This is a genomic window from Bacteroides ndongoniae (genome assembly GCF_900108345.1).
GTDB lineage: Bacteria > Bacteroidota > Bacteroidia > Bacteroidales > Bacteroidaceae > Bacteroides > Bacteroides ndongoniae.
In genome coordinates this window covers 802,999-815,467 of sequence record NZ_FNVV01000012.1, presented here as the reverse complement: position 1 = coordinate 815,467, position 12,469 = coordinate 802,999, and the positions used below count along the sequence as shown (strand labels likewise).

Genomic DNA, 12,469 nt, shown 5'->3' with positions numbered 1-12,469 from the left:
GCCCCCGCAACCGATACGGGAGGGCACATCCCCAAAAGCAGCAGGCAGTTGCCCGGGCTTTTCGACATCCCCTTCCACGCACTACATACAATATACAATAGAATCATTATGGATATCAACGCCCTCTATCAACTGTTTCTGGAGTGCAGCTGCGTCACTACCGACAGTCGCAACTGCCCCGAAGGATCACTCTTCATCGCCCTGAAAGGCGAAACGTTCAACGGAAATGCTTTTGCCGCCCGCGCGCTCGAAGCCGGAAGCCGATACGCCGTGGTCGACGAACCCCAATACGCTCCGCAGGGAGACCACCGCTACTTCCTCGTGGACAACTGTCTGAAAGCCTTGCAGCAACTGGCCAACCACCACCGCCGGCAGATGGGCACGCGCATCATCGGCATCACCGGCACCAACGGCAAGACTACGACCAAGGAACTGCTGGCCGCCGTGCTGTCGCAAAGTCACCATATACTCTACACCGAAGGCAACCTGAACAATCACATCGGCGTGCCCCTCACCCTGCTTCGCCTGCGCACCGAGCACGAGCTGGCCGTCGTAGAAATGGGAGCCAGCCACCCCGGCGACATCAAGGAACTGGTGGACATCGCCGAACCCGACTACGGACTCATCACCAACGTGGGCAAGGCCCATCTGGAAGGCTTCGGCTCGTTCGAGGGAGTGATGCGCACCAAGGGCGAACTCTTCGACTTCCTGCGCCGCCACGGCGACTCTACCGTCTTCGTCCATCACGACAATCCCTACCTGTGCGAAATGGCCTGGGGCCTGAACCCCATCTACTACGGCACCGACAGCAGTCTGTACGTCAACGGGCAGGTGACCGGCAACTCGCCCTACCTGGCCTTCGCCTGGAAAGCCGGAAAAGACGGCGAACGCCACGAAGTGCAGACTCACCTCATCGGCGAATACAACTTTGCCAACGCACTGGCCGCCGTCACCGTAGGACGCTTCTTCGGCGTTGAGCCTGCCAAGATAGACAAAGCCCTGCAAGAGTATGTGCCGCAGAACAACCGCTCGCAGCTGAAGCAGACGGCCGACAACACCCTCATCATCGACGCCTACAACGCCAACCCCACCAGCATGCGCGCCTCCATCGGCAACTTCTACAAGATGAAGGCCGACCACAAAATGCTCATCCTGGGCGACATGCGCGAGCTGGGCAAGGACAGTGCCGAAGAGCATCAGAAAGTAGTGGATTATCTGGAGGAATGCGGTTTGCGCGACGTCGTCCTCGTGGGCGAACAGTTTGCGGCCACCCGCCACACCTGCCCCACTTATCCCGACGCTCCCGCCCTGATCGAGCATCTGAAGGCCGACAAGCCTCACGGCAAGACCATCCTGATAAAAGGTTCGAACGGAATACGGCTGAGCTCGGTGGTAGAGTATTTGTAAGAGGGAAACAGAATAGATACGCGGACGACGCGGAGAAAGCGGACGAACACGGACGATAATTTGAATAAAATAAAATCCGTGATGATCCGTTTATTCCGCGTCGTCCGCGTATCCATCCCTACCCTCTTCTCCGCATCAGCACAAACCGCCCCACCAGCGAGGCCAGCAGCACTCCCGTCGTATTGGCGGCAAAGTCCAGCCAGTCGCCACCGCGATACGTGGTGCAATACTCCTGCAACAGTTCCACCACCCCGCTGAACAGCACGGGACACAGCGCCGCACCCACCCAGGCGTGCCACATGCGCACCCGGCCGGCATCCTTGCGGTGTGCCCGCACAAACTCCAGCCACAACATGCCCGACATGCCCAGGTACATACACACGTGCACCACCTTGTCGATGCCCGGAATGGAGTCCATCTCCGTCTGAGGCGGTTTGAAGAAAGAAAGGTAAACAACCGTCAGAATGATGAGCAGCGACAACGGATACTTCTTTATATAATATAGCATAAGCAGATAATTTTTCTGGTTTTTAATGAACGCCAACGGCGAATCGGTTCTGTTCCGCATGCGACATTGAACACTTGTACGGCTCGCGAGCCGTACAAGTGTTTCTCGCGAGCCGTGCAAGTGTCCCACAAATGGAATGCAAGTGTCCCACACACCGAGGCCATCAGACTTTAACCGACCGCAACTTCATCAGGCTTGCTTCCTGCAAATGAATGTTTTTTCGGCGGAGGATTCGCATAAATTACAATTCGCAATGCAAAAATACGGAATATTTTCTATATTTGCACTCTTTCAACAAATATTCATTACGGATTGTAAGCAAAAAGGCTATTCATATGACAAAGAAAGACAGAGCCAACTTTGGCAGCAAACTGGGCGTAATACTCGCGTCGGCCGGTTCGGCCGTAGGACTGGGCAACATCTGGCGATTCCCCTACGAAACAGGCAACCACGGCGGAGCCGCCTTCATACTGGTATATCTGGGATGCATCCTCCTGTTCGGAGTCCCCATCATGATAGCCGAGTTCTCCATCGGACGACGTTCGCGCGCCAACACGGCAGGCGCCTACCGCATACTGGCTCCGGGCACACACTGGCGCTGGGTGGGACGCATGGGTGTGCTGGCCGGATTCCTCATCCTGGGCTACTACTCGGTAGTGGCGGGCTGGACGCTGGAGTACACCCTCGAAGCGGCCACCAACAGCTTTGCCGGCAAGTCGGCCGACCAGTTCATCGCTGCTTTCGGCAACTTCGTGGCCAATCCCTGGCGGCCTACGCTCTGGATGATTATCTTCCTGCTGGCCACGCACTTCATCGTGGTGAAAGGCGTAGAGAAAGGCATCGAAAAGTCGTCGAAAATCATGATGCCCATCCTCTTCATCCTGCTTCTTATCCTGGCCGTGTGCTCCATCTCACTGCCCGGCGCAGGTGCAGGACTCGAATTCCTGCTGAAGCCCGACTTCAGCAAGGTCGATGCCAACGTGCTGCTGGGTGCCATGGGGCAGGCCTTCTTCTCGCTCTCGCTGGGTATGGGATGCCTGTGCACCTACGCTTCTTATTTCCGCAGCGACACCAACCTGCCCAAGACGGCCTTCAACGTGGCAGCCATCGACACGGCTGTAGCCATACTGGCGGGCCTCATCATCTTCCCCGCCGCCTTCTCGGTGGGCATACAGCCCGATGCCGGTCCCAGCCTGCTGTTCATCACCCTGCCCAACGTCTTCCAGCAAGCCTTTGGCGGACTGCCTTGGCTGGCCATCATCCTGTCCATCATGTTCTACGTGCTGCTGGCGCTGGCGGCGCTCACCTCTACCATCTCGCTGCACGAGGTGGTGACGGCCTATCTGCACGAAGAGTTCAACATGACGCGCAGCAAGGCGGCCCGTCTGGTCACCGCCGGTTGCATCGTGCTCGGCGCGCTCTGCTCGCTGTCGCTGGGTGTGGGCAAGGAATACACCCTGTTCGGACTGACGCTGTTCGACCTCTTCGACTTCGTGACGGCCAAAATCATGCTGCCGCTGGGTGGATTCTTCATCGCTCTCTTCAGTGGCTGGTATCTGGACAAGAAGATTATGCGGGGCGAGTTCACCAACAACGGCACCGTCAAGATCGGTCTGTTGCTGGCCTTCATCCTGAAGTACATTGCCCCGATAGGCATCGCCTTCATCTTCATCAACGAGCTGGGACTGCTGAAATAACTGCTGCATGCGGCCAAACGGGAAGAATAAGAAACGATGGGCCCTCCTGTGGCAGTTCTTCACCTGCAACGAGAGGCGGGGCGTCGTTCTGCTGGGCATCGGTGTGATACTGCTGTATGCGGCCATTCAGGCCGTCATGCTTCGCCATGACCGTACCGCCCCCGACGGAGAAAACCAGCCGGAGCAACAGACCGCCGAAGGCCAACACTCCTTTGCCGACAGCCTGAACGGCAGGCAAGGGCAACCCGACGAAGCCTATCCGCCGTCCTCGGACGAGGGCCGACAAGCACCCGTCCGCCTGACACCCGTCGCCTTCGACCCCAATACGGCCGACTCGCTCACCCTGCGCCGTCTGGGGTTGCCGCAGTGGATGGTAAGCAACGTACTACGCTATCGCAGCAAGGGTGGGCGTTTCCGCCGGGCCAAAGATTTCCGCAAGATTTATGGGCTGACGCAGCAACAGTTCGACACCCTGCGCCCCTACATCGTCATCGCTCCCGCCGACAGCGACGGCTCCGCATCCGTGCCGCCCGTACACTCGCCGTCCGCCACACAGCAAACTTCCTCGTTACTGCTTGCCCGCCAGCACACCGACAGTCTGCCCGCCCGTCCGCAAGTGCAGAAGTATGCCCCCGGCACCACCGTCGACCTGAACCGCGCCGACACCACCGAACTGAAAAAGATACCCGGCATAGGGAGCGGCATCGCCCGCCTCATCAGCAACTATCGCCGGCAGCTGGGCGGCTTCTACTGCGTCGAACAGTTGGGCGAGATAGGCCTCGACCATCACCAGTTGGCTGCATGGTTCCGCATCGACACCACTGCCCTGCAACGCCTCGACGTCAACCGCACCGGCATCGAACAGCTGCGCCGCCACCCCTACCTGAACTTCTATCAGGCCAAAGCCATCGTAGAGTATCGCCGCAAGCACGGCCCACTGAAGAGCCTCAAACCCCTCGCCCTCTACGAAGAGTTCACCCCCGACGATCTGGAACGCCTCAGCCACTACCTGAGCTTCGAATAACCCCGACTCAACCGCCGGACATACGGATTTTGCACCCGATTCGTACAGAAATCAGGGAATATTGCACGAAGTTCGTGCAGTTTTTGGGGGATTTTGCACAAAGAAAAGAAGATTACTCGCTCACTGCGACCTCAGAATCTTGCACCACCGCCCCATCCTTCAGATGAATCGTGCGGTCGGTAATGCAGGCCAGGCTCTCGTCGTGAGTCACGATGACGAACGTCTGCCCCAGGCGGTCGCGCAGATCGAAGAAAAGTTGGTGAAGTTCGGCCTTGTTGTGTGTGTCGAGGCTGCCCGAAGGCTCGTCGGCCAGTACCACGGCGGGGTGGTTGATGAGGGCACGAGCCACAGCCACGCGCTGTTTCTCGCCACCGGACAGTTCGCTGGGCTTATGCGCGGCACGGTCGGCCAGTCCCAGCAGATTCAGCATTTCGAGGGCGGACGACTGGGCTTCGCGGCGACCCAGACCGGCTATCAGGGCGGGTATCATGACGTTCTCCAACGCAGTGAACTCGGGCAACAGCTGGTGGAACTGGAAGACGAAGCCGATGCGGCGGTTGCGGAAGGCAGAGAGTTCTTTCTCCTTCATGCGGCCTACCTCGGTACCGTCGATGCGGACCATACCCGTGTCGGGCGCGTCGAGCGTACCCATGATTTGCAACAGGGTGGTCTTTCCGGCACCGCTGGGACCTACGATGCTTACTACTTCGCCTTTCTCTATCTGCAGGTCGATGCCCCTGAGTACCTGGAGGGAGCCGAAACTCTTGGTTATGTTTTCGAGTTGAATCATTCGTTATGGATTTATGCGGATCAGCAGTTGGCAGGACGCGGCCAGCTGTGCAAGCCTCCGCAAGCCCTGCCTTTTCATTATTCATTATTCATTTTTAATTCTTTCAGAGCCTCCTGATGACATACTCGGCCAGATAGCAGCCGAAGACGGCGGGCATGTAGCTCACCGTGCCGCAGGTGGACTTCTTGTTCTGCTCGTCGTCGGTCAGGAGGACGGCGTTCGGGTCGGCCTGCTCGGTGCTGAACACGACGGGCAACTTATGGCGGATGCCCATCTTTTGCAGGCGCTTGCGCACAGCCTTGCTCAGTCCGCAGTGGTAGGTGTCCCAAATGTCGGCAAAGCGCACCTGCGTGATGTCGCTCTTGGCGCCTGCCCCCATGCTCGATACAATCTTGATGCGCCGCCTCAGGGCTTCGGCTATCAGGTGGCACTTGGGGGCCAGCGTATCGATGGCATCGACCACAAAGTCGTAGCGGTCGGCGTCGAGCAGCGCGGGGATGTTCTCGTCCTTCAGGAAGACGGGCAGCACGTTGAGCTGCACATCGGGGTTGATGTCGCGGAAGCGGGCAGCCAGCACTTCGGCTTTCGGCAGGCCCACGGTGGAGTGCAGCGCAGGCAGCTGGCGATTGATGTTGGTGGGCTGTACGGTGTCGGCATCGACAATCGTCATGCGGCCCACACCGGCACGGCAAATCATTTCGGCGGCATAGGCGCCCACACCTCCCAGTCCTACTATCAGCACGTGGGCACGGGCCAGTCGCTGCCTTTTCTCCTCGCCCAGCAGCAGCTGGGTACGCTGTTGCCAGTCGGGGCACGGAGTGTCGCCGGCAGAGGCGGCGTTCGGTATATTCATGTCAGTCATTAGGCATTGTTCTTTTTAAACCATCGATAGAACCAGCGACCTACTTTCTCGTAGTGCTGCGGATCGTTGTTGCCGCGCGGGTTCGAGAAGGAGAGTACATCCTGCGGTTCGCCCAACTGGTCGGGGTAGAGCACAATCAGGCTGTTGTTGGCAAAGTAGCGGCTCAGCTGTCCGGGCAGTTTCTCGAACGAGCTGTCGTACGAGATGGAGCCGCGGCGAGCACTGATGATGACCAGCAGGTGGTCGTAGTTCACTTGTCCGGTCAGTATCAGCAGGTCTTCCCAGTCGTCCAGCAGGGAGTAGTCGGTCAGCGTCTGGCTATATTTCTTCTTGATGAGGGCTTGCAGGGGTACGGCTGTCTCTTCGTTCGAGAAGAAGTGGACGCGGCAGCCCAGCGTGTTGCCCATGCGGCAGAAGTGTTCTACCCACTTCTGGAAGCCCGCTTCGTATTCAGCCTTGGGCGGCACGGCCACAATGATGCGGCGCAGCGTGTTGATGGGGATCAGGAACTTGGCCACCATCACTTCGCGGTTCAGTCCCTTGAGCAGACTTTCAGTCAGCATACCGAAGAAGGAGTCTACGATGGTCATCTTGCGGTGCAGACCGATGACAACGTCGGTCACTCCGTGCTCCTTCGCCGTATGGATGATGCCCGCGGCAATGTTCAGGTCGTAGCGGCTGATTTGCTTCAGGCGCACATCGGCCGAAGCGGTAATCATGGCGGCTTTCTCCAAATAGCGCTTGCCACGCACATCGGAGCCGTTGGGACTGTTGCTGTCGTTTACTACGTTCAAGGCCAGCAGGTTGTCTTTCTGCTTGGGGTCGCGTATCACCAACGACAGGTTGATAAGGTCTTCTATCGTGTCGGGATTGGCAATCGGGATCAGAATCTTTTCGGGCTCGCGCGAACGGTCTTCTTCGGGATGGGCTTCGTCCATGGCTACGGTGCGCGCGGCACGCTCGGTGACGAACGAACTGACAATGCAGGTGACCAGAATCAGCAGGATGGTGCCGTTCAGCACGTCGTCGTTCAGCAGACGTTCGCCACTCGGCAGGATGATGTTGTAACCCACCAGCACGGCAGCCAGCGTGGCAGCGGCCTGCGCCGTACTAAGGCCGTACATCAGTTCGCGCTCGATCGACGTCATCCGATAGGCTTTCTGCGTCAGCCAGCAGGCTATCCACTTGCCCAGCAAGGCCATGACAATCATCACGCCCGCCACCTTCAGCGAATTGACGTGACCAAACAGCACGTTGACATCTATCAGCATGCCGACGCCTATCAGGAAGTAGGGAATAAACAAGGCGTTGCCCACAAACTCCAGGTGATTCATCAGCGGCGACACGTGGGGAATGAGGCGGTTCAGCACCAGTCCGGCGAGGAATGCGCCGAGGATGCCTTCCATGCCCACGAACTCCATCAGTCCCGCACCCAGAAACACCAGGGCAAGGACGAAGATGAACTGCATCACGTTGTCGTCGTAGCGGCGGAAGAACCAGCGCCCCAGGCGGGGAAACGACCACATGATAAACGCACCCAGAATGATGACCTTCACCACCAGCCACAGCCAAAACAGTCCGTCCGACTCGCCCTTGAACATGCCGCCCACAACGGCCAGCACAAGCAGCGTCAGGGTGTCGGTGACAGCCGTTCCGCCCACAGCGATGCTGACACTGCGGTGGCGCGACACGCCGTAACGAATCACAATGGGATAGGCCACCAGCGTATGCGAGGCATACATACTGGCCAGCAGAACCGAGGTCAGCACACCATACTTCAGCAGCGCGACATTGGCCACAAAACCGATGACGATAGGCACCACAAAAGCCAGCAGACCCAGCACGAGCGCCTTGTTGCGGTTCTGCTTGAAGTCGCTCATGTTCATTTCCAGTCCGGCCAGAAACATGATGTAGTACAGGCCCACCTTGCCGAAAAGTTCAAAACTGCTGTCGCGCGCCAGGATGTTGAACCCGTGCTCGCCGATGACCAGCCCCGCCAGAATCATGCCGATGATGTGCGGAATGCGCAGCTTGCTGAGCAGCATGGGGGCAAACAGGATGATAAGCAGCACCAGCAGAAATATCCACGTGGGGTCGGTTATAGGTAGTTCCAAACTGAAGTTGAGCCAATCCATACGCATCACATATTAGGTTTTCATGTGCAAAATAACAAAAAAGTTTTCATTTAGTGTGATGCCGTACTGCATTTTGTAGTAAATTTGCGGCCGAAAAGCTCAATTTTTAACCCATTAATTAAAAAGAAAAGAAAAATGAAAGTAGCTATTGTTGGAGCAAGCGGAGCCGTAGGACAAGAATTCCTGCGGGTGCTCGATGAAAGAAATTTCCCGCTGGACGAGTTAGTGCTGTTCGGATCGAAACGCAGTGCAGGTACGAAATACACCTTCCGCGGTAAACAGATCGAGGTCAAACTCTTGCAACACAACGATGACTTTAAAGGTGTGGACATCGCGTTCACTTCCGCAGGCGCAGGCACCTCCAAAGAATTCGCCGAAACCATCACCAAGTACGGAGCCGTGATGATAGACAACTCAAGCGCCTTCCGTATGGATGCCGACGTGCCCCTCGTAGTGCCCGAAGTAAACCCCGCCGACGCCAAAGACCGTCCGCGCGGCATCATCGCCAACCCCAACTGCACCACCATCCAGATGGTCGTTGCACTGAAAGCCATCGAACAGCTATCACACATAAAGACCGTACACGTGTCTACCTACCAGGCAGCCAGCGGCGCCGGAGCAGCCGCCATGGACGAACTGTACACACAATACCGTCAGGTACTGGCCGGAGAGCCCGTCACCGTCGAGAAGTTCGCCTACCAGCTTGCCTTCAACCTCATCCCGCAGATCGACGTGTTCACTGAAAACGGCTATACGAAGGAAGAGATGAAGATGTACAACGAGACACGCAAAATCATGCACTCCGACGTCAAGGTCAGCGCCACCTGCGTACGCGTACCCGCCCTCCGTTCTCACTCCGAGAGCATCTGGGTAGAGACCGAACGCCCCATCTCCGTCGAAGAAGCCCGCGAAGCCTTCAGCAAGGGCGAAGGACTGGTGCTGATGGACAACCCCGCCGAGAAGGAATACCCCATGCCCCTCTTCCTGGCAGGCAAAGACCCCGTATACGTAGGCCGCATCCGCAAGGACCTGACCAACGACTGCGGACTGACGTTCTGGATTGTAGGCGACCAGATCAAGAAGGGAGCCGCCCTGAACGCTGTTCAGATAGCCGAATGGCTCATCAAGGAGAACGCCCTCTAAACGAATCGCACACGCGCACACATACCGGCAGGCGGTCGCGGAAGCCACATCAGGCTCCGGCGGCCGCCTGTCCTTTTTTCCACCTGCCAATACAAGCACCACACAGCTTCGGGAGCGGCGCAAGTGTCGCTCGCGAGAGACACAAGTGTGGCTCGCGAGCCGTACAAGTGTCCCACAAATGAAACACAAGTGTCCCACAAATACCCTGCAAGCGCCCTACGGAACACTGAAAAAGCCGTTTTTCTCCATAATTCCAGCCACAAAAAAGAGAAACAGAACATTTCTCCAGCAAAACTGAACTTTCCAAAAAAGTTTTCCGCCGTAACTTTGCAGCCCGAATCAGAGCCTAAAACATAGTAGGATGAAGCTTGCAAAAACAGTTCTTTGGATCATGCTCGTATGTGCCGCCCTCCCCCTGAAGGCACAGTACACCCTGCGCGGGACAGTAACCGATTCCCTGACAAAGGAACCGCTGCCCTACACATCCGTCTACCTGAAAGGAACCACCGAAGGAGGCATGACCGACAACGAAGGGCACTTCCGCTTCACCACCCGCCGTACGCAGGCCCAGCTCACAGTGTCGGCCGTGGGATACAACGAATACACCCGAACCATACGCCCCGCCACGCAATCCGAACTGCACATCGCACTGTCGCCCGCCACCTACGCCCTGCAGGAAGTCGTCGTGAAGCCCCGCCGCGAACACTACAGCAAGAAGAACAACCCTGCCGTCGAGTTCGTCCGCCGGATGATAGACCACCGCGACGACTACTCGCCCGACGAACAGGACTACTGGCAGCGCGACCGCTACGAGAAGACCACCTTCTTCATCAACAACTTCGACAGCCTGAAAAGCCAGAAATGGATCTACCGCAAATTCGACTTCCTGACCGACTACGTCGACACCTCGGCCGTCAGCGGGAAGCCCATGCTCGCCGTGTCCAACCGCGAACTGCTGGCCACCGACTACTACCGCCGCTCGCCCCACACCGAAAAGCAAGCCGTCCGCGCACGCCGTCAGGCAGGCGTCGACGAAATGCTGTCGCAGCAAGGCATGGAGCAGGCCATCAGCGTCACCATGACCGACGTCGACATCTACCGCAACAACATCACCCTCTTCACCAACAAGTTCGTCAGCCCTCTGTCGCAAATGGGGCCCTCGTTCTACAAATACTACCTGGCCGACACCCTCGACATCGGCGGGCAGCCCTGCGTCGACCTCACCTTCGTACCCTTCAACTCCGAGTCGTTCGGATTCACGGGACACCTGTACGTATCGCTCGACAGCACCTACTTCGTCCACCGCGTACAAATGAACTTCCCCCGCAAAATCAACCTGAACTTCGTCGACGACATGACTCTCGAACAGAACTTCGACCGCGCCCCCGACGGCACCCGCCAGCTCACCGACGAAACCATCCTGACCGAATTCAAGCTGACCGAAGGCAGCGACGGCATCTACGCCAAGCGGCAAGTGTCCTACACCAACTACCGCTACATCCCTACCCCCGAAGGACTCGCCGCCTTCGAGCGCCCCGAGAAAGTCATCGAGCCGCGCGAAGCTGCCGCCCGCACCGACCAGTACTGGGCACAGAACCGCCCTGCCGGCATCAGCCCCAAGGAGACCTCGGTCGACCAGATGATGGCCCGCCTGCGCACCTACCCTGCCTACTACTGGACCGAAAAGATACTGAAAATACTCTTTACAGGCTACGTTCCCCTGCCGCGCGACCACTCGCCGCTGTTCTACTACGGTCCCGTCAACACCTCCATCAACGGAAACACCCTCGAAGGCGTACGCATCCGCGCCGGGGGCATGACTACCGCCTGGCTCCACCCGCACCTCTTTGCCAGAGGCTACATGGCCTATGGTTTCAAGGACCAGCGCGTCAAGGGACTGGCCGAGCTCGAATACTCCTTCAACGAGAAGAAGGAATACGCCAACGAATTCCCCATCCACTCGCTCAAGCTCAGCTACTACTCCGACGTCAATCAGTACGGACAGAACTATCTGTACACCAGCAAAGACAACGTCTTCCTGGCCCTGAAACGGAAGAAAGACGACCGCATCGGCTACCAGCAGAAGGCCGAACTGACCTACAGGCATGAGTACCACTCCGGTTTCTCCTACCAACTCATCGCCCGCTTGCGCCGCGACGAGTCGTCGTACCTCATTCCCTTCATCCGTCAGGACGAAAACCACACCTACGTGCCCAGCATCGCCAACAGCGAACTGGAGCTGAAGCTACGCTATGCCCCGGGCGAAAAGTTCTTCCAGACGCAATGGAACCGCTTCCCCGTCTCGCTCGACGCTCCCGTCTTCAGTCTGTCGCACACGATGGCCGCCAAAGGCATATTGGGCAGCGACTACAATTACCAGTACACCGAAGCGGGTTTTCAGAAGCGTTTCTGGTTCTCGGCCTTCGGCTACACCGACGTCATTCTGAAAGCAGGAAAGGTATGGAACAAGGTGCCCTTCCCCCTGCTCATCATCCCCAACGCCAACCTGTCGTACACCATACAGCCCGAATCCTTCAGCCTGATGAACGCGATGGAGTTCCTCAACGACGAGTACGCCTCGTGGGACGTCACCTACTATCTGAACGGATGGCTCTTCAACCGCATCCCCTTGCTGAAGAAACTGCAGTGGCGCGAAGTCCTCTCGTGCCGGGGCATGTATGGCCACCTGAGCGACCGCAACAATCCCGCCTGCTGCGAAGGCCTCTTCCAGTTTCCGGCAGGCAGCCACCTGATGGGCAGCAAGCCTTATGTAGAAGTAGGTGCAGGTATCGAAAACATTCTGAAAGTCCTCCGTTTGGACTACGTATGGAGGCTCACCTATCGCGACCTCCCCGGCATCGACCGCAGCGGCCTGCGCATCAGTCTGCACATGACGTTCTGAC

General features: G+C 57.8%; 9 protein-coding genes. 5 read left to right on the top strand and 4 right to left on the bottom strand.

Annotation, left to right across the window (positions count from 1 at the left end):
• The first annotated feature begins 108 nt into the window (after positions 1–108).
• Positions 109–1,407: a UDP-N-acetylmuramoyl-tripeptide--D-alanyl-D-alanine ligase gene (locus tag BQ5591_RS03425; RefSeq protein ID WP_071148438.1), complete on the top strand. Its 1,299-nt coding sequence runs from the start codon at positions 109–111 to the stop codon at positions 1,405–1,407.
• A gap of 118 nt (positions 1,408–1,525) precedes the next feature.
• Here the strand turns inward: BQ5591_RS03425 and BQ5591_RS03420 are convergent, their stop codons facing one another.
• Positions 1,526–1,915, bottom strand: a complete 390-nt coding sequence (locus BQ5591_RS03420; RefSeq protein ID WP_071148437.1) for a VanZ family protein — start codon at positions 1,913–1,915, stop codon at positions 1,526–1,528.
• A 335-nt stretch (positions 1,916–2,250) separates the two neighbouring features.
• Here BQ5591_RS03420 and BQ5591_RS03415 point away from each other — a divergent pair, with 335 nt between their 5' ends.
• Together BQ5591_RS03415 and BQ5591_RS03410 are read left to right on the top strand one after the other, a co-directional pair.
• Positions 2,251–3,612: a sodium-dependent transporter gene (locus BQ5591_RS03415; RefSeq protein ID WP_071148436.1), complete on the top strand. Its 1,362-nt coding sequence runs from the start codon at positions 2,251–2,253 to the stop codon at positions 3,610–3,612.
• A gap of 7 nt (positions 3,613–3,619) precedes the next feature.
• Entirely contained in the window at positions 3,620–4,636 is a 1,017-nt protein-coding gene (locus tag BQ5591_RS03410; RefSeq protein WP_071148435.1) for a ComEA family DNA-binding protein, read from the top strand.
• Between the two features lie 112 nt (positions 4,637–4,748).
• Here BQ5591_RS03410 and BQ5591_RS03405 read toward each other — a convergent pair whose 3' ends face one another.
• The 3 genes from BQ5591_RS03405 to BQ5591_RS03395 all read right to left on the bottom strand — a co-directional run bounded on the left by BQ5591_RS03405 (position 4,749) and on the right by BQ5591_RS03395 (position 8,423).
• A complete protein-coding gene (locus BQ5591_RS03405) occupies positions 4,749–5,426 on the bottom strand; it encodes an ABC transporter ATP-binding protein (RefSeq protein WP_071148434.1) in 678 nt (225 codons plus the stop codon).
• A 103-nt stretch (positions 5,427–5,529) separates the two neighbouring features.
• Entirely contained in the window at positions 5,530–6,279 is a 750-nt protein-coding gene (locus BQ5591_RS03400; RefSeq protein WP_071148595.1) for a tRNA threonylcarbamoyladenosine dehydratase, read from the bottom strand.
• Between the two features lie 8 nt (positions 6,280–6,287).
• On the bottom strand, positions 6,288–8,423 hold the full coding sequence (locus BQ5591_RS03395; protein ID WP_071148594.1) for a cation:proton antiporter: 2,136 nt from the start codon (positions 8,421–8,423) through the stop codon (positions 6,288–6,290).
• A 135-nt stretch (positions 8,424–8,558) separates the two neighbouring features.
• Between BQ5591_RS03395 and BQ5591_RS03390 the strand changes: the two genes are divergently transcribed.
• Positions 8,559–9,566: an aspartate-semialdehyde dehydrogenase gene (locus BQ5591_RS03390; protein ID WP_022161865.1), complete on the top strand. Its 1,008-nt coding sequence runs from the start codon at positions 8,559–8,561 to the stop codon at positions 9,564–9,566.
• A 361-nt stretch (positions 9,567–9,927) separates the two neighbouring features.
• Positions 9,928–12,468 (top strand): DUF5686 and carboxypeptidase-like regulatory domain-containing protein, encoded by a 2,541-nt coding sequence (locus BQ5591_RS03385; RefSeq protein WP_071148433.1) that lies wholly within the window; start codon positions 9,928–9,930, stop codon positions 12,466–12,468.
• Position 12,469: the final 1 nt, after the last annotated feature.